General features: G+C 38.4%; 20 protein-coding genes and 1 riboswitch. Of the genes, 13 read left to right on the forward strand and 7 right to left on the reverse strand.

Features of this window, described 5'->3' with window-relative positions; genetic code table 11:
- Window positions 1-32 precede the first annotated feature (32 nt).
- Window positions 33-629: a VrrA/YqfQ family protein gene (gene vrrA / locus PQ578_RS06900; RefSeq protein ID WP_273832730.1), complete on the reverse strand. Its 597-nt coding sequence runs from the start codon at window positions 627-629 to the stop codon at window positions 33-35.
- A gap of 304 nt (window positions 630-933) precedes the next feature.
- On the opposite strand from vrrA, the gene PQ578_RS06905 reads away from it, so the two are divergent.
- Together PQ578_RS06905 and PQ578_RS06910 are read left to right on the forward strand one after the other, a co-directional pair.
- Window positions 934-2211 (forward strand): DEAD/DEAH box helicase, encoded by a 1278-nt coding sequence (locus tag PQ578_RS06905; RefSeq protein WP_098444271.1) that lies wholly within the window; start codon window positions 934-936, stop codon window positions 2209-2211.
- A gap of 134 nt (window positions 2212-2345) precedes the next feature.
- Window positions 2346-3239, forward strand: a complete 894-nt coding sequence (locus PQ578_RS06910; RefSeq protein WP_273832733.1) for a deoxyribonuclease IV — start codon at window positions 2346-2348, stop codon at window positions 3237-3239.
- A gap of 26 nt (window positions 3240-3265) precedes the next feature.
- Here PQ578_RS06910 and PQ578_RS06915 read toward each other — a convergent pair whose 3' ends face one another.
- A complete protein-coding gene (locus PQ578_RS06915) occupies window positions 3266-3526 on the reverse strand; it encodes a DUF2624 family protein (protein WP_098444270.1) in 261 nt (86 codons plus the stop codon).
- 150 nt (window positions 3527-3676) lie between these two features.
- Here PQ578_RS06915 and PQ578_RS06920 point away from each other — a divergent pair, with 150 nt between their 5' ends.
- Complete coding sequence (locus tag PQ578_RS06920; RefSeq protein ID WP_098444269.1) at window positions 3677-4543, forward strand: YitT family protein; 867 nt, start codon at window positions 3677-3679, stop codon at window positions 4541-4543.
- A gap of 186 nt (window positions 4544-4729) precedes the next feature.
- Window positions 4730-5422 (forward strand): lytic transglycosylase domain-containing protein, encoded by a 693-nt coding sequence (locus tag PQ578_RS06925; protein ID WP_098445788.1) that lies wholly within the window; start codon window positions 4730-4732, stop codon window positions 5420-5422.
- Between the two features lie 85 nt (window positions 5423-5507).
- Here PQ578_RS06925 and PQ578_RS06930 read toward each other — a convergent pair whose 3' ends face one another.
- Window positions 5508-7610 carry an RNA degradosome polyphosphate kinase gene (locus tag PQ578_RS06930; RefSeq protein WP_273832743.1) on the reverse strand — a complete coding sequence of 701 codons (2103 nt, stop codon included), beginning with the start codon at window positions 7608-7610 and terminating at the stop codon, window positions 5508-5510.
- A gap of 90 nt (window positions 7611-7700) precedes the next feature.
- A complete protein-coding gene (locus PQ578_RS06935; protein ID WP_273832745.1) occupies window positions 7701-9236 on the reverse strand; it encodes a Ppx/GppA family phosphatase in 1536 nt (511 codons plus the stop codon).
- 154 nt (window positions 9237-9390) lie between these two features.
- Between PQ578_RS06935 and PQ578_RS06940 the strand changes: the two genes are divergently transcribed.
- The 3 genes from PQ578_RS06940 to PQ578_RS06950 are packed head-to-tail and all read left to right on the forward strand — an operon-like array spanning window position 9391 to window position 11444.
- A complete protein-coding gene (locus tag PQ578_RS06940) occupies window positions 9391-10167 on the forward strand; it encodes a metal ABC transporter ATP-binding protein (protein WP_160918751.1) in 777 nt (258 codons plus the stop codon).
- Between the two features lie 3 nt (window positions 10168-10170).
- On the forward strand, window positions 10171-11010 hold the full coding sequence (locus tag PQ578_RS06945) for a metal ABC transporter permease (RefSeq protein ID WP_098444265.1): 840 nt from the start codon (window positions 10171-10173) through the stop codon (window positions 11008-11010).
- Window positions 11011-11027: 17 nt separating this feature from the next.
- Entirely contained in the window at window positions 11028-11444 is a 417-nt protein-coding gene (locus PQ578_RS06950) for a Fur family transcriptional regulator (RefSeq protein WP_098444264.1), read from the forward strand.
- A 12-nt stretch (window positions 11445-11456) separates the two neighbouring features.
- Here the strand turns inward: PQ578_RS06950 and PQ578_RS06955 are convergent, their stop codons facing one another.
- The gene (locus PQ578_RS06955; RefSeq protein ID WP_273832753.1) at window positions 11457-12035 is read right to left on the reverse strand and encodes a hypothetical protein; all 579 of its coding nucleotides are present in this window, start codon (window positions 12033-12035) and stop codon (window positions 11457-11459) included.
- Window positions 12036-12186: 151 nt separating this feature from the next.
- Here PQ578_RS06955 and PQ578_RS06960 point away from each other — a divergent pair, with 151 nt between their 5' ends.
- Window positions 12187-12588 (forward strand): DUF4190 domain-containing protein, encoded by a 402-nt coding sequence (locus PQ578_RS06960; protein ID WP_159783226.1) that lies wholly within the window; start codon window positions 12187-12189, stop codon window positions 12586-12588.
- A gap of 70 nt (window positions 12589-12658) precedes the next feature.
- On the opposite strand, the gene ispG is transcribed toward PQ578_RS06960, so the two are convergent.
- Together ispG and PQ578_RS06970 are read right to left on the reverse strand one after the other, a co-directional pair.
- Window positions 12659-13777 carry a flavodoxin-dependent (E)-4-hydroxy-3-methylbut-2-enyl-diphosphate synthase gene (gene ispG / locus PQ578_RS06965; protein ID WP_098444261.1) on the reverse strand — a complete coding sequence of 373 codons (1119 nt, stop codon included), beginning with the start codon at window positions 13775-13777 and terminating at the stop codon, window positions 12659-12661.
- A 140-nt stretch (window positions 13778-13917) separates the two neighbouring features.
- Complete coding sequence (locus PQ578_RS06970; RefSeq protein ID WP_224883955.1) at window positions 13918-14247, reverse strand: hypothetical protein; 330 nt, start codon at window positions 14245-14247, stop codon at window positions 13918-13920.
- 184 nt (window positions 14248-14431) lie between these two features.
- Here PQ578_RS06970 and PQ578_RS06975 point away from each other — a divergent pair, with 184 nt between their 5' ends.
- The 5 genes from PQ578_RS06975 (at window position 14432) to cysP (ending at window position 18379) form a co-directional block, all read left to right on the forward strand.
- Entirely contained in the window at window positions 14432-15307 is an 876-nt protein-coding gene (locus PQ578_RS06975; protein WP_160918757.1) for a DUF1002 domain-containing protein, read from the forward strand.
- A 71-nt stretch (window positions 15308-15378) separates the two neighbouring features.
- Window positions 15379-16035, forward strand: coding sequence for an NfeD family protein (locus PQ578_RS06980; RefSeq protein ID WP_160918758.1), 657 nt, complete (start codon window positions 15379-15381; stop codon window positions 16033-16035).
- A gap of 116 nt (window positions 16036-16151) precedes the next feature.
- Window positions 16152-16257: riboswitch (SAM riboswitch) on the forward strand.
- A 96-nt stretch (window positions 16258-16353) separates the two neighbouring features.
- Entirely contained in the window at window positions 16354-16497 is a 144-nt protein-coding gene (locus PQ578_RS06985; protein ID WP_098444257.1) for a YezD family protein, read from the forward strand.
- 98 nt (window positions 16498-16595) lie between these two features.
- Window positions 16596-17318, forward strand: coding sequence for a phosphoadenylyl-sulfate reductase (locus tag PQ578_RS06990; RefSeq protein WP_273832759.1), 723 nt, complete (start codon window positions 16596-16598; stop codon window positions 17316-17318).
- The gene (gene cysP, locus PQ578_RS06995) at window positions 17315-18379 is read left to right on the forward strand and encodes a sulfate permease (RefSeq protein ID WP_273832761.1); all 1065 of its coding nucleotides are present in this window, start codon (window positions 17315-17317) and stop codon (window positions 18377-18379) included. Before PQ578_RS06990 ends, cysP begins: the two co-directional genes overlap by 4 nt.
- Window positions 18380-18391 lie beyond the last annotated feature (12 nt).

Below are 18391 nucleotides of genomic sequence, written 5' to 3' on the forward strand. Positions count from 1 at the left end.
AGATATCGAGATAACTCAACGAAACACGTTAGTTAAACATAGAGTTTAGGTTTTGATTTAATACTTTGTTCATTTGAAACCGGTTTTGATTTTTTCTTTACGTTTGTTATTGGAGGGGTTTTACCTTTTGTTTTTTTAGAAGATTTCTTTGCTTTCTTAGGTGTTTCGTCTGCTTCGCTATCTTCATCATCTTCTGTTTCCCCTGAGGATTTTTGGTATTCTTTAAATAAAGCGATCATTTCGGGCAGTTGTTTTACCATTGGTCCGTATTGCTGTACCATAGGTTTAATTGTGTCGGCAGCTTGCATCACTTTTTGAACATTTTGGATCATGCCCATCATATCCATACCACCCTGGCCGGCACCTGGAAGAAATCGAGATAACATTCCAGCCTGCTGAGGAAAACCAGGTATCGCCCCACGCTGCATTGCTGGAAATGAACCTGGAGGCATAGGGAGTCCACCTGCTTGCGTTCCGCCACCGCCTAAAAACCTAGATAATAGTCCTCCAGTTCCTGTTTGTGGAGGCTGTGAAAAGCCTGGGCCGGGACCTTGAAACCCTCCGCCGGAAAATGGAAAGCCCATACCAGGACCCGGACCACTTTGAGGGGAGGGAGGAAATTGATTCATGTCATACCCTCCTTCTTATAACTTGACCAAAATAAACTGTTGGTACTATTAAGGTATGCTGAAAAAATAGAAGGTGTGAGAAGGTTCAATATTGGGCAATACAAATAATAGAAAAGTTTTTAATTCAAATCTGCCTTCTTTAAGCATGGAATCGCTTCTAAAATAAATGCGAAGGAAACGTAAGATTTCTATTATATGACAGTGCATGCAAAATCAGAGTGGAAGGTCTTTTCTGAACGTATGGCGCTTTACGTGAATTTGCTTTATAATACAAAGTGGATTAATGGATGGAGGAACAACGATAATGAAACAATTTGATAGATTAGAGCTTAAGCCATTCTTAATTGAAGCGCTAGAAGCTCAGAAATTCACAAGACCAACTGAAATACAAGAGAGACTTGTGCCAGCTATACGTAATGGTGAGAGTGCAATTGGACAATCACAAACGGGATCAGGTAAAACACTTGCCTTTCTTTTACCGCTTATTCATCGTATTGACCGTGAGAAGAATGAATGTCAGGCCGTGATTACAGCACCAACTCGCGAACTAGCTGATCAAATATATAATGAGGCATTAAAATTAATCGAGCCGCTTTCAGAAGAAGAAGCCATTTCCATCAAAAAAGCCGTAGGTGGAACGGATCGGAAACGCATGATTAGTCGGATGAAAAATACGCCACATATCGTGATTGGAACACCAGGAAGAATTAAAGACCTTGTTGAAGAGCAAGCCTTAAGCGTTTTTCCGGCAACTATGCTCGTAGTAGATGAAGCTGATCAGATGCTAGATATGGGTTTCATTGAAGATGTGGATTATATTGCTTCAAGAATGGCAAAAGAATTACAAATGCTCGTATTCTCTGCAACAATTCCAAAGAGTCTGCAACCATTTTTGAAGAAATATATGGACAACCCTAAATTTGTTGAAGTCAATGCTGAGCAGGTAACGGCTGATAAAGTGGAAAATATTTTTATACCAGCCCGATATCGTGAGAAGAAAGAGTTGCTGCTTAATGTAACAAAAGCCATCAACCCTTATTTAGCTCTTGTCTTTACGAATACGAAACAAACGGCTGATGAAGTAGCTGACTTTTTAATTGAGAACGGGCATAATGTAGAGCGACTTCATGGCGGTGTTCAAGCTCGTCAACGCAAGCAAATTATGAAAAAAATTCAAGAAGCTGAATGTCAGTATGTCGTAGCGACAGACCTTGCTTCACGAGGGATTGACATAAAAGGCGTGTCGCACGTTATAAATTTTGAATTACCTAAAGATCTTGATTTCTATATTCACCGCGTTGGTCGAACAGCACGTGCAGGTCAGGATGGAATTGCTTATACACTTGCAGAGCCTTCCGATCAACAAGCGATTCAAAAGCTGTCAGCAAAGGGAATCAGTATTGCATATAAAGAGGTTAAGAACGGGGAATGGGTAGAAGCGAAACCTGTAACTCCTCGTAAAAAACCAACTTCATCAAAGCCGGACGTTTTTGTACCAAAGCCAAAGAAAGTTAAACCAGGGTACAAAAAGAAAATGCAACAAGAGCGTGACAGAATTCAGCAAAAGCAACGTAGAAAATAACTCAAAAACCCTCTTAATACAGAGGGTTTTTGTCTGCTTTATTATGATAAATGCTGAAGTTGGATGTGATGTCGCTATTGTGTCATCAAACGGAGAGAATGGAAACAAAGTTATAAAAGGAAGGGCTGAAGATAATGTTAAAAATAGGATCCCACGTTTCAATGAGTGGAGATAAAATGCTACTTGGAGCAAGTGAAGAAGCTGTGAAATATGGTGCAACAACTTTTATGATCTATACGGGTGCCCCTCAGAACACAAGACGGAAGGCGATTGAAAAACTCAACATTGAACAGGGCGCCGCTCACATGAAGGAACATGGCATTCAGGATATTGTCGTACATGCTCCGTATATTATTAATATTGGGAATACAACGAAGCCAGAAACATTTCAGCTTGGAGTTGATTTTCTTCGTTCTGAAATCGAACGGACTCATGCTCTAGGCGCCCGTCAAATTGTCTTACACCCAGGTGCTCATGTAGGAGCAGGGGCAGACAAAGGGATTCATAAGATTATCGAAGGATTAAATGAAGTTCTTACACCGGAGCAAGAAGTACAAATTGCTTTAGAGACAATGGCAGGGAAAGGATCTGAATGTGGAAGAAACTTTGAAGAGCTAGCTCAAATTATTGACGGTGTGACGCATAATGAGAAGCTATCTGTCTGTTTTGACACGTGTCATACTCACGACGCGGGTTATGATATTGTTAATGACTTTGATGGTGTATTAAATGAATTCGATCGTATTGTTGGGATCGAGCGATTGAAGGTTCTTCATGTAAATGATAGTAAAAATGAATGTGGAGCAGCGAAAGACCGCCATGAAAATATTGGTTTTGGTTATATTGGTTTTGATGCTCTAAATAAAGTGATTCATCATCCGCAATTAAAAGAAATTCCCAAAATCCTAGAAACACCGTATGTAGGAGAAGATAAGAAAAATAAGAAAGCCCCGTATAAACTTGAGATTGACATGCTTCGTAATAAGAAGTTTGATGAGGATTTAAAAAACAAGTTAATGACTGTCTAACAAAAAACCGCTTCAGCGGTTTTTTGTTATTGATTTAAAAAAGATAACATTAATTTATTTACACGTGATGCAACGGAAGGACTAACTTCACGGCTTATTTTCAATAAAATGCGCTTTCGCTGCGTTTGATTTGCAATATCGATATTTTCTTGTTTCAATATTTGGACAATTTTCTTTGCATCTCCTGTTGTAAGTGTAATACCATATTGTTTAGATAGCTGAAGTAATTCTTCAGCCGTAATACGGTTTAATTTGAAGTTTACAAGTTGAAGTTGTATTGGATTCATCACGATGCCCCCTTTGCCTATCTCATACTATGCATCCTCCTTGTGATGGTGTTCAAAATTGTGTAAGAAGCTTTCATGTCTTTTAGTACAAGGAGAATTTTAATATAATAAGTAATAAGATCCTTAATTTGGAACTTTCTGGAGGGTGTAATGGAAAAAAAACAGCATAGGAAAGAAAGTAAAACGCACTTGATTTACCGATTACTTATGATTATGATTGGCGCTTTTCTCGCTGCAGCCGCTATTGAATTGTTTCTTGTTCCTAATCAATTAATTGATGGAGGAATAATCGGCGTTTCTTTGATTCTCGATCATCTCACACCCTTTAATTTTGCTATTTTAGTGGTTGTTTTAAATCTTCCGTTTATGTATTATGGCTACAAACAAATTGGAAAAACGTTCGCATTTTCAACTCTATTTGGAATTATAGGGCTTGCGACTTTTGAAACGCTTCTTCATCATACTGCGCCATTTACCACTGAGCCAATTTTGGGTACGGTGTTTGGTGGGCTAACTTTAGGACTTGGAGTTGGGCTAGTTATTCGACATGGAGGCTCAATGGATGGGACGGAAATATTAGGTATTCTTTTAACAAAAAAAATCCCTTTTTCAATTGGCGAATTTGTTATGTTTACAAACATTTTTATTTTTACCTGGGCTGGTTTTGTTTTCAGTTGGGAAAATGCCATGTATTCTGTAATGGCGTATTATATTGCATTTAAAACAATAGATACCGTCATTCAAGGTCTTGATGAAACAAAAGCAGTATTGATTGTATCAGATTTATATGAGGAGATTTCTGATGCGATCCTTGATCGACTTGGTAGAGGAACAACAAAGCTGGTTGGCAAGGGTGGTTATACTGATGAAGAAAAAGAAGTAATCTACGTGGTTATCACTCGACTTGAGGTTACAAAGCTTAAAAGTGTTATTTATGATATAGACCCTCACGCATTTCTTACGATTATGAATACGCAGGAAACGAGAGGTGCAAAATTTAAATCACCGATTCATTAGGCTCCTTAAATTGGGGCCTTTTTTCTTATAAAAGGATATTCATTGATGAGCAAAATAGTAGAAAGGTTTGAGATATAAATGTTAGGGTATAAACTTAACTGGTGCTCTTCAGCTTTATTAAAACCAGTTGTAAAGGAGTGCAACACTATCAATTTTATTCAAAACAACCTAAAAAAAACTCTGTCAATGATCACTGCTATTGTTCTAACACTTGTACTAGCTATCATTCTCGTACAATTTCACTTTTTTAACGAACAAGTTGCCGATGCGAAAACAACGGTTGGGGAGTTGGATCAAAAATCTTCCCAGAACGATCAGATCAAAACACAGACAGCGATAACTAGATTAGAGAAAGAAACGGGTTATTCACTCGGTACGCAATCAGTGAGTGTAGAAGAATGGAAACAAGCAAAAGCATACTCTGAGCAATTTTATAATGACAGTGAAGGAAAGTTTAACAAAAAGTGGGGATTATTTCTAACTTACCAGTCAATGAAAGCAGATATTGATCCTGCAATTGCTTATGAGCTTTTAAAGGTAGAAACAGGTAATACGTTTGATCCAGAGCTTATCGGTCCAGAAACAAAATATGGGCATGCGTATGGCATGGCTCAATTTATGAAGAATACCGCCCCGTGGATTGCTGATATGGCTGGAATTGACTACTCGGAAGAAAAATTATTTGACCCTTATTTTTCAATAACCCTGTCTGTCACTTATCTTGATTATCTTTATGACAAATACGATAATTGGGATGAAGCGCTGACGGCTTATAACCGTGGCATCGGTGGATTAAAAACCTATGTAGCAAATGAAGGAACACCTAGAAGTGGTTATTCAGACGAGATTCAAGAAATGGCTAGTAACCATGATATGTAGTTGAAATAGCACCTTCGCTTCGTTCATAATGGAAGCGTAAAAACCCTCTACTTTAAAGTAGAGGGTTTTTTTGATGGTTTAATGTTTATAAATAAGAAAATGGATTCTGCATTAATTTTTGTTGACTATTAATGGAGGGTTCGTTTGTATTCCTTTCGACATAGTGATAAATACCATTACTATCCTGAACTCTTGCTTTCTCATTATCCTTTAGAATAAGGTCTAACGTTAATTTCACTTTTTGTTTTAAATTGGATTGGAGTATAGGAAATAGGATTTCAATTCGTTTATCCATGTTTCGAGTCATCATATCTGCTGAAGAGAGATAGATGTTCTCCTCTCCGCTATGATGGAAGTAAAAAATTCGAGTGTGTTCAAGAAACTGTCCCACTATGCTCCGCACGGTAATATGACTGCTCACACCTTCTATTCCTGGGCGAAGACAGCAAATTCCTCTCACGATTAAGTCGATTTTTACTCCCGTTTGTGAGGCTTTATAAAATTGCATAATAAGGTCTTTATCTGTAAGAGAATTCATTTTAGCAATAATGCGTCCTCTTCCAGTTCTACGATGATGTTCCATTTCCTTTTTAATGAGTTCAATAAACGATTCTTTAATCTCACCAGGTGAAATAGAGAAGTAGTACCAGTCTGGTTTTGTACGGTATCCACTTAAATAATTAAAGAAATTTGTAGCATCAATACCCAATTTTTGGTTTGAGGTTAGTAGTCCCATATCGGTGTAAATTTTTGCAGTCGCATCATTATAGTTGCCTGTCCCAAGGTGAACAAAACGCTGAATGACATTACGATCTTTGCGTACTACAAGCGTGATTTTACTATGTGTTTTTAAAGATGTCATACCGTAGATGACGTTAACACCAGATTTCTCTAGTTTCTTAGCCCACTGAATATTGTTTTCTTCATCAAATCGTGCCTTTAATTCAACTAGTACGGTGACAAGCTTGCCGTTTTCTGAGGCTTTTGCTAGAGCGTTAATGATCGGAGAATCTTCACTCACTCTATAAAGTGTTTGTTTTATCGCAAGTACTTTAGGATCAACGGATGCTTGTTGAATGAAATCAACAATAGGATCAAATGATTCAAAAGGATGATGCAAAAAAATATCCCTATTTAGTAAAGTTGAAAATATGGAACGCTCGTTTTGAAGTGCTCGTGGAATTTTGGGAACAAGGGTTTCAAATAGTAAATGATCATGGGTATCGCTTAATGTTTTGTAAAACCCAAATAAAAATGTAAGGTCAATCGGACCGTCTACAATATAGACATCCTTCTCATGAAGCTCGAGTTTTTCAATTAGAAAACGAGTTGAGGCTTTGTCATTCCAATCCTTTCGAATTTCAAGACGAACCGCAGCGCCCCACTTTCGTTTCTTTAATTCTTCTTCAATAACTTCAAGAAGATCTCGCGCACCTTCTTCATGAATTGATAAATCAGCGTTACGAGTAATACGAAATTGAGATGTAGATATAACGCGATAACCTTCAAAAAGCTTGTAACAATTTTGGCTTATAACATCTTCTAAAAGAACAAAACATCGTCTTGAATCGAGTGAAGGAACCTCAATAAAACGATCAAGTGCGGGTGGAATTCGCACGATAGCTAGGTGATTTTCGGAAGTTTCATCATCTTCTTTTTGTAAAATAATAGCGATATTTAACGCTTTATTTGGAATGACTGGGAATGGGCGATACGCATCAATCGCCATAGGAGTTAAACTAGGATAAATTTGATTTTCAAAATGATCATTAACGAAAGATCGTTCAGCATCCGTTAACGTCTCACATTTAAGCATATGAATGTTCTCGTTTTGCAGGGAGGGAAGAAGAGAATGGGTGAATGTTTCATATTGATGGTCAACGAGACCATGATTTATTTGAAAAATTTCAGCCAACTGCTCTTTGGGTGTTAAACCTGCTTTGTTTTCAGGCTTTTCAAATCCTGCGGCGATCTGGTCCTTTAGACCCGCCACTCGAACCATGAAAAACTCATCCAAATTTGAACTGAAAATCGAAAGGAATTTCAACCGTTCCAATAGTGGATTACGTTCATCCACTGCTTCTTCTAGTACTCTTTCATTGAAGCCAAGCCAGCTAAGTTCACGGTTGTTGTAATAATCAGAAGAAGCTATATTCAATTTTTTAGGATTGCTGTCTAATTCCTTCATTCAATTACCTTCCTTTATGAGTTGCTTAAGTCCATTTTACCAGAAATTAATTGGATTCTTCATGTCGAATTGTAATGAAATTGTAAAAAATCATGACTTAAGAAGGAATTGTAAAGAAATATCCATTGAGAGTGCTCTTTCGAGATGCTTAATATGCTTTTCGCATTTTTCTTTCTCAAAAAGAAAACTTTTCGTACAGTATATTTTCAATGTAAATCGATCAGAATTCACATCAGTGAGGGAGATTTCGTGTACAACATCACGATTTGTTGTGTTTAAAAAATAGGAAAGTTTTAGTACCGCTCCTAGTATTTCAATTTGATCTAACTCATCACCGTTAAACCAAGATGTGTAGGGGGCAGAGAATTCCTGATAGGTTGATCTATTTTTAAAAGATGCTAAAAGCGCGAGAATAATGCGATCCTTATGATTCAGACCATTTAAGGCAGTATTAGATAAAATATAAAAGGTATGTTGACTTACTGATTCGCTCTCGATGTGATCGCCAAGGTAATTTAGTTTTGCAGCTTGAGCCAGAAGGTTTTCATAATCTGAATTCAAAGGCAATCCTGCCCTTTGCAATTCGCTTGAGAGAAGAAATGCAATCCTCTTATTCACATCAACTTTGGACATGTTAATATTGTATTTCGAAACTAACGATTCCACGTTACGCTCGATGATATTTGGAAATCGATCCGTTACCTTGTTTGTAATGAGGGTTTCGTACATAAACCCTTCACGTAACCCTTTTCGGCACATTAGAAAGGAAGGGGCCTGTACAAATGAAGTGAATGTCTCAATCGCTTGTACAGCTGGAATGATGATATCCGCCCGTTCTTTTGATAGGCCTTCTACTTTTTTTCGTTGACTTAAAGATAAGGTATTTAATTGAGCAATCATACCTTCTATTTGTTCAGTAGGAAATTCGTAATGATGAATTCCTGAAAGAGGATAATGATACTTTTTTTGATGCATAAGAGAAAGGTTTCTTGCGCTCCCACCAATACCAGCAACTCTCAAGCCGCGCTTATTTATCCATGGAATGGTTTTAAATTGCTCGGTTAAAAAATTACGGAGCTTTTCTATTTCTTTCGTTGTAGGTTTTTCACTATGAATAAATTCTTTCTGTAGCGTAAGAGCTCCAAAAGGAAAACTGTGGTAATGCTTCATTTGACGATTTTCCAAATAAGTGATTTCCGTACTACCGCCACCTATATCAATTGTATAGCCATCTTGAAGGTTAGTGGACTGAATGACAGAAAGATAACCGTAGTAAGCTTCTGCTTTTTCACTTAGAATGTTAACTTTGAAATCTGTTTCATTCTCTATTACTCGCATAATCGCACTTCGGTTTTTCGCTTGTCGAACAGCTGCAGTTGCAATTAAGTTAACTGTTTTTAAATCATAAGATCTTGTGACTGTTTGGAAGTGCTGTAAAGTCGTGAGGATGACATTCAAACCTTCTGGATTAATTGTTAAGTCTTCTTCAAGATAAGAGCGCAAACGAGCTGTAACTTTGAGATTTTGTTCTTCCTGTAATTCACCGAATGAATTTAATTTATAGATAACAAGCCGAATCGTATTTGATCCCATATCAATGACAGCATAATAAGATTTTCGAGACAAGGTGAAATTCCTTTCTAAAAATGAATTTTGTTTTCATTATACATGAAGATGAAAAAGGGGAGTGACATCGGTATTTAAATTTACAAACACTCCTGATGTCATGTATACTACATAATGTAAATCGTAATGATTCTTATAGATGGTAGGTAATAAAATGAGTACTTCTAATAATTTAATCGATCTTAAGGACATTTCTTTCCATTATGGAGATGGCAATGTACTAGAGGATATTACTTTCTCGATCCCTCAAGGGGCCTTTGTTGGATTGGTGGGACCGAATGGATCTGGAAAATCAACTTTAATTAAAATTATCTTCGGTTTATTAAAAGCTCAAAAAGGTTCTGTTCATATTTTTGGTAAAAAAATGAGTAAATTTCATGATTGGAGTAAAATTGGTTATGTTTCACAAAAAGCCAATAGTTTTAATTCTGGTTTTCCTGCTTCTGTTTTTGAAGTTGTTTCAATGGGACTGACAAGCAAACTGGGTTTATTCAAATTTATGAAAACAAATGATCGTAAGGCAGTCATGGATGCTCTGCAATTAGTTGGAATGAGTGATTTTGCATCCAGTAATATTGGGGAACTTTCAGGCGGCCAGCAACAACGGGTTTTTATTGCAAGAGCATTGGTCAGTCAACCGGAAATTCTGATTCTTGATGAACCGACAGTAGGAGTAGATGCGAATTCTACAAGTGATTTTTATGAGCTTCTCGGTAAGTTGAATAAGGATAATGGGATTACCTTATTGCTAGTTACACACGATATCGGAACGATTACAGACAAAGTGACGCACGTTGCTTGTCTAAACAAAACGCTTCATTTTCATGGAGAAACGAATGAATTTGAGCAGTTTAATGAACGTGAATTATCAGGTTTTTATGGTCATCATGTTCATGTATTAAGTCACGATCATGATCATGGAGGCTTTTAGAAAATGATTCAAGCTTTATGGAAATTTGAGTTTTTACAGAATGCCTTTATGGCAGGTATCTTAATTGGAGTTATTGCACCGCTTCTTGGGGTATTTATCGTTGTTAGAAGACAGGCATTAATTGCAGATGCCTTATCACATATAACACTTGCTGGAATTGCTGCTAGCCTGCTTTTGGGCAAGTATTCTACATTTTGGCAAGGTGTTAATCCTGTTTATATGGGAATGGGTTTTTCAGCAGCGGGCTCGTTATTTATCGAACAGCTTCGTAAAGTATATAAACATTTTGAAGAGCTTGCTATTCCGATTACGCTGTCTGGTGGCATTGGTCTAGGGGTTGTCTTTTTATCTTTAGCAGATGGATTTAATTCGGATTTGTTTAATTATTTATTCGGAAGTGTTATTGCTATTAGTCGAAGTGACTTAATGGCAGTTGCAATCATTAGTGTGATTGTCGTTATTGTCGTAACGCTATTATATAAAGAACTGTTTTTCCTTTCATTCGATGAAGAACAAGCAATTGTATCAGGAGTAAGGGCAAAATGGATCCATTTCATTTTTATTTTACTCGTGGCATTTGTAATTGCTGTTTCAATGCAAATTGTAGGGGTCTTATTGGTTTCTGCACTAATGACGCTTCCTGTGGCCGCCAGCATTCGAATTGCACGTGGATTTAAGCAGACGATTGCCTATTCAATCATTTTCGGTGAGATGGCTGTACTTGGAGGACTTGTACTGGCCTATTATCTTGATATCGCGCCAGGGGGAACGATCGTTCTTTTATCAGCTTTTATTTTACTGTTCGTACTTTTGGTAAAACGAATTAAACAATGGAAATCTTAACATGATGAGGTGGAAGTATGAATGTCTCTACAGCATTGCGTATTTTAAAAGAACAAGGCTATAAATATACGGAGAAGCGCGAAGATCTTGTGACGTTATTTGCTAAAGAGAAGAGGTATCTCTCCGCGAGAGATGTACTGAACCATATGCAGAGAAGTTATCCTGGGATGAGCGTAGATACGATTTACCGAAATTTGACGCTATTTACCGACCTGGCTATTTTAGAAGAGACGGAATGGAATGGTGAAAAGCGCTATCGACTTAGCTGTGCAACACAAAGTCATCATCATCACCTCATTTGCCTGGACTGCGGAAAAACACGTCATATTGATTCTTGTCCTATGGAAGCTATTCCAGTGGGGGATACAGGGTTTGAAGTAACTGGTCATAAATTTGAGGTGTATGGACGCTGTGACGAATGTCAAGCAAATTAAAAGCGGTAGAGCTCAGGCTCTGCCGCTTTTGTTGTGTAGTTGAATCCATTGACTTGCTTCATGCCACGACTCTAATCGGGAAACATTAGAAGGAACGGTTCCTTGATTATAAGGTGTATTAAAAAGAATAACAGGAATTTGACACTCCTCTGCAATGGCACAAGCATTATCATGTTTGTCTTCAAAAAATACGTCAACACCATGTTTTTTTATCGCGTCAATTTTATCATGTTTTCCAATAAGCTCAATGTGATGGAACGGAACAGAATTTGCAGCAAACCAATTTTTTGTTGTGTCTAGAAGGTGATTCCCTCTGGCACTGATGTAGAAAAGGTCGTACTTTCCTTCCCAAGATTTTAATATTGGATGAGCATCATCAGCGATTATTGCGTTAGCATAAATGTTTTTCTCATTTGCTTTTAACCACTTGAAGAATTCATCTTTATGAATGCCGAGGATATTCGCAAGATTATACTCTGTTAGATCATCAAGTGACAATTTCTTATTAAATGATGAGTTTAAGTATGGAAGGAATGTTTTAGGACTTGTGACTGTTCCATCAATATCAAGTCCGAGTCTTTTGATAGTCATGATAAAACCCCTTTTTGTGATCTCACGTATTATCATAACACAGAAGCAATGGCCTTGAGTTGGAAGGATCTTACTGAAGAATGAAACATAATCTTTGGTTTCCTTACGAATACTAAGCATGCTCCACAACAAGGCAAAGTGAGGGATGTATATGACAGAAGACAGACAAGATGAGGATCTGGACCTAATCGAGGAGCGAGAGGTACGCGCTGAAGAGGATTACTATGAAGAAGCAGCAGCGGAAGTAGCTCCCGGTGTAATGGACCGCCCTTATTTACAGTCACCTGAAAATGAACGTCCAACTTCTGAAGAGCATCATGAACACTTTGAAGCTAAAAGACAGGAACAAGAAAAAACGGGAGTAGGTATTGGTGTAGCAGCTCTTGCTCTGTCCGTTATTTCTTTGTTTATTCTTCCCGTGATTCTTGGAGCAGCGGGAATTGTCGTAGGATTTGTTGCTAGGAGAAAGGGACTGACAACGCTTGGATCATGGGCGATAGGTGTCGGTGCCGCTTCAATGATCATCAGCTTATTCTTCGCACCGTTCTTTTAGTTAAGTAACAGAAATAGAAAAGCCAGGCACTCTTTCGTGCCTGGCTTTTTGTGTTTACAGGAACAGTTTCTTAAGAGTTAGCTTCCGCTTTCTCTTTTTCTTCTGCCATTTTTTTGTAGTGTTCTTCTGCTATTTTATCTACTTCTTTTTTCAATTCTTCTACCATTGTTTCTTCAGGAACCTTGCGTATGATTTCTCCGTGACGGAAGAGAAGACCTTCACCTCTAGCGCCTGCAATACCAATATCAGCTTCACGTGCTTCCCCAGGGCCGTTTACGGCGCAGCCAAGCACAGCTACTTTAATTGGTGCTTTGATCGTTGAAATATATTCTTCAACTTCATTTGCAATCGAAATTAAATCAATTTCAATCCGTCCACATGTTGGACAAGAAATTAATGTTGCAGCGTTCGCAGCGAGACCAAATGATTTAAGAAGTTCTCTAGCTACTTTAACTTCTTCAACAGGATCAGCACTTAGAGAGATACGTGCCGTATTTCCAATACCTTTAGAAAGAATAACACCTAAACCAGCGGCACTTTTTACTGTACCAGCAAATAGCGTTCCAGATTCTGTGATCCCAAGGTGTAATGGATAATCAAACGAGCGAGCTGCGAGCTCATAAGCTTCTGTAGCAAGTTGTACATCAGATGCTTTCATTGAGACAATGATATCGTAGAAATCAAGGTCTTCAAGAATTTTAATGTGGTGAAGGGCACTTTCAAGCATACCTTCAGCCGTTGGGTATCCATATTTCTCAAGGATTTTACGCTCTAGTGAACCAGCGTTTACCCCAATACGAATTGGAATACCTTTTTCTTTAGCTGCCTTTACAACTGCCTCCACTTTTTCACGACGCCCAATGTTACCTGGGTTAATTCGAATCTTGTCAGCTCCACCTTCAATTGCTTTAAGGGCAAGCTTGTAATTGAAATGGATGTCAACGACAAGAGGAATATTGATTCTTTTTTTAATTTCTGGAATCGCATCTGCAGCTCGATCATCTGGACAAGCAACACGTACGATCTGACAACCAGCTTCTTCAAGACGATTAATTTCAGCTACTGTTGCTTCCACATCGTGCGTTTTAGTGGTTGTCATACTTTGAATAATAACTTCATCGTTACCGCCTATCGTTAAAGGACCTACTTTAACAGGTCTTGTTTTACTACGGTGGGTAATTTCATTCATGCGAAAATCGCTCCTTTTACATGTAGGATTGCTTACCTCATGATTTAGATCGCTTTTATATGCTTCCCTAGTAGGGAATAAGACTCATCTGTAATACTATCCCATTGTAGCAACTTTACAGAGCTATTGACAAGAAATAATCACTGAGCAGATGTGTTGGGATAAGTTGGTATCTTATATTCTTTTCCTATTTGTATCCCTGTAGGATGAATTTTGTTTAATGTTTCAAAATCGTGAACAATCGTTTCAATTGCTACAGGCACCGATCCATTTGCCTTTTCCACTAAAGAAAGAACGGTATCACCAGCGCTAATTTTGTAAACCACATAGGGAGCATCGTCTTTGGGTGGAGCGAGTACTTCTGCTGCTTCAGACTCCACTCTGGGTGAGGGGAGTGTCCCAGTTGTTAAATCATAGTAAGTGGTGTGAAGAATTAGGAGTAAAAGGATTCCCATTAGCAACTTTTTCATCGCTCTCACCTTCCTATCGTGTTTATTTCTTTTATATAAAGGTATGCTTGTCCTTCCATGATATGACAGGTTTCTTAATGAATTATCTTTTCTTTCGAGCAACTGTCGAGTAGAATACAAGGAGATGAGAAGTCTTAACATCTACTCATCGAGCAAGCCTTACGTTAAAAAAGGAGATCAAAACATGTTTAAAAAAGTAATGCCATTTTTTCTGTCAATGTTGTTGATCATGTTCATTGTGCCAATTGTAACGTTCGCTGATGCTAGCGTTGGTGATGTCATTGTGACACTTGGTGAAGATTTATCAGAAGAGCAAAAGCAAACGCTATTAGAAGAAATGAAAGCACCAGACGATGTCATGACCGTGACAGTATCAAATGAAGAAGAGCATAAATACCTTGGCAACTATATTAGTAAAGCCTTAATTGGAACGCGTGCCTTGTCTTCCTCCTCGATTACAATTGGTGAGAAAGATGCTGGGTTAAGTGTGGAAACAAAAAATATCAACTGGGTTACAGATGAGATGTATGCCAATGCTTTAATAACAGCGGGAGTAAAAGACGCTGATATCTACGTAACAGCACCAACGGAAGTATCCGGTACGGCAGCTTTAACTGGTTTGATTAAAGCGTATGAGTTAAGTTCAGATGAAGTCATTCCTGAGGAACAGAAACAGGTTGCAAATGAGGAATTAGTAACGACTGCTCAATTAAGTGATAGTATTGGTGCTGATAAAGCAACAGAGTTAATGACGAAAATTAAAGATGAAATTGCTACAAATCCCCCTGAGACAGAAGAAGACATGAGAACGATGATTAAACAAACGGCTAGCGATTCAGGAATTGAACTAACTCAAGAAGAACTAGATGGACTTGTGGCACTGTTTAATCGAATGAAGAATCTCGATATCGACTGGGATCAAATGAAGAGTCAGCTCGAGAATGCGAGAGAAAATCTTGATGAATTTTTAAACAAAGATGAAACACAATCTTTTATTAAGAAAATAATTGATTTCTTTATTGCGCTTATTGATGGAATAAAAGGGGTATTTCAATCGTAAAGTGACAATGGACTGAAACTTTCTTCTCTCGTTATACGTATTAAGAGTGGAAAGAAAAGGAGGGAGCGAGGATGGAAATCCTATCTTTGCCTGCAGTTGGTTTTCTTGTTGTCTTACTTAGCGTGCTTTTCTTATTCGGAGAGTTGCTTGTTCGAGTAAAAGGGATTTTTGGATTGATTGGAATCCTAATCCTTACATTCTATTTCAGTTACCATTTAACATCATTATCATCTATGGTTTGGATGGGTCTTGTGTTTGCAGTTGGTCTAGGATTAGTTATTCTAGACGGAAAATTATTGAATGACGGAACGTTTGGCCTGATTGGATTAGCAATGATGGTAACGGCAGTTGCTATACCTTCCCCAACTTTTCTATATGGACTGCTTGTTTCAAGTGGATTTTTAATTGGAACTGCGGCGTCCTTTCTGTTTTTAAGAGTATTTCCTGCCAGGTCCATGTGGACGAAGATGACGCTAAAAGATCGTCTTAGTAGTGAAATGGGGTACAACTCAATGAATGTGGAGTATAAAAAATTAGTTGGAGAAACAGCTATCGCCCTTACTCCGTTTCGCCCGAGTGGTACAATTGAAATGAACGATAAAAAGTATAGCGCGATTTCAGCAGGAAGCTGGATCGATAAGGATACGGTAGTTGTAGTAACCTCGGTTGATGGAACGCGCATTGTAGTGGAAGAAAAGAAGGTAGAAAGTAAACGTCATCCGATATAAAACTGAGCCTCGAGTCATAGATTCGGGGTTTTTTTCATATTCTTTACTAATCCGTTTATCCCGATCTCTAAACTAGGGTTGACAGATTGTTAGATAATAGTTAAGATTTAGAAAATAACTTATCAAGAGAGACCGAGGGACTGGCCCGATGACGTCCAGCAACCTGCCTTCGAGGCAAGGTGCTACTTCCAGCAAAATGGAGTCCATTTTGGAAGATAAGGTGAATTAAGGTAACCTAATCTGTCTTTCCAATTTGGGAAGGCTTTTTTAGTTGTTTAGCCTCTCCTATAGATTATGATGAGCAAGGGAGGTTGCAAGATGGGAAGCAAGGAGCAGAACTTTTCAGACGTTGCAGCGCGTATTGAACGAATGCTAAGCACGTTGAAGTATGGATCGATTACACTTGTCATTCAAGATGGAAAGGTGATTCAACTTGAAAGAAAAGAAAAAGAACGACTTTAATTTTAGCGCTGACTAGAGACACTAGAGGCGGTTCTAACCACGGTGGTTAGGACTGCCTCTTTTTTTAGGATAATTTGATTGCCATAGGAGGTTTTGTAATGGAATGGTTATATGAGAACTGGTCAGGCGAGGAGCCGGAATTCAATCAGGATTCAGATACAAAAGGAGCATTGGAAGTTCTTAATTGGGCCTATCAAACTTATAAAGAAGACATCGTATATGCATGTAGTTTCGGTGTGGAAGGTATTGTTCTCATTGATTTGATTTCTCATGTAAATGAGGAAGCTGAAATTGTTTTTTTAGACACCGGACTTCACTTTAAAGAAACGTATCAATTGATTGAGAAAGTAAAAGCAAGATATCCAAAGCTTAAGATAAAGATGAAGCAACCAGAAGAGTCTGTAGAAGAGCAAGCATTAAGTAAAGGGGAGGCACTTTGGGAGAAGGATCCAGGGCAATGCTGTAATTTACGAAAAATTGTTCCTTTACATGAAGAATTAGATGGCGTAAGTGCCTGGATATCGGGCTTAAGAAGAGAACAGTCGCCTCTAAGACAAAAAACGAATTATTTAAATCGAGATAAAAAATTTCAGTCCATAAAAGTTTGTCCACTCATTCATTGGACGTGGAAAGAAATTTGGCGCTACGTCTACGAGAAGGATCTACCATATAATCCCCTTCATGATCAAGGCTATCCCAGTATCGGCTGTGCCGTATGCACAGAAAGAGTTTTGAGTGGAAGCGATTCTAGAGCGGGGAGATGGGCAAGTCAGGAGAAAACAGAGTGCGGGTTGCATCTTGATTCCGCATCAAGCCGATGACGATTGTAGTGATTACAGTTGCGCTGTTCTTTGCCATGAATATTGGAGCAAGTGGCGCAGCTGCATCAATGGGGGTGGCCTATGGAGCTGGTGCCATAAAAAAAAGACGCACAGCACTAGCTTTATGTGCTTTCGGAATAGTAGCCGGGGCCATTTTTGGTGGAGGGAACGTCATTAAGACGATGGGCAGTGGAATTATTCCCACCTCAGTGCTTAGTTTAAAAGTGATTCTAATTATATTCATTTCAGCGACAACGGCACTTTTTCTAGCAAATATTATGGGGATCCCTTTATCAACGAGTGAAGTTACTGTTGGATCAGTTGTAGGGGTAGGCATTGCATACCGTGCATTGTTTTTTTCAAATGTTATGGTCATTATGCTTTTGTGGATTATTATTCCAGTAATTGCTTTTGTGACAGCCTTAATAGTAGGGAAAGGGTTGAAGGCTCTCAAAAAGCGTTTTCACCTTACAACAAAATGGCAAAAAACGCTTACTATCGTTTTAATTGCAGCTGGGTTTCTTGAAGCATTCTCTGCAGGAATGAATAATGTGGCCAATGCAGTAGGCCCTTTAGTCGGAGCGGGAGTTCTTTCCCTTTCTCACGGTGCCTGGTTAGGGGGAGCATTTGTTGCTTTAGGTGCGCTTGTCTTTGGAAGCCGCGTACTTGAAACGAATGGATACCGCATTACACGTTTTTCGCTAGGTGAAGGGTGTGCGATATCGGGAACGAGCGCTGGGCTAGTAATCGGTGCTTCAATGTTTGGGATTCCAGTCCCACTTACACAAATTACAACTTCTTCAATCATTGGAATTGGTACTGCAAAAGATGGTTTTCAACTCTGGCAAAAAGATGTCATCACGAAGATGTTAAAGGTATGGGCCGTTTCACCAGTTTTTTCACTAGTTATTTCTTACAGTATGATTAAGCTTTTTCTAGAAAGTGACCTTTACACGTTAATAGCAATCGGAAGCGTTATTCTTGCAACGGTAGGATCAGGAAGTTTGATTCGATCAATTCGTACACAAAAAAGAACCTTACAAGAAAAAGAAAGTTTATAATACATTTTATTT

Origin of the sequence: Guptibacillus sedimenti (genome assembly GCF_028610665.1) — a bacterium.
GTDB lineage: Bacteria > Bacillota > Bacilli > Bacillales > Guptibacillaceae > Guptibacillus > Guptibacillus sedimenti.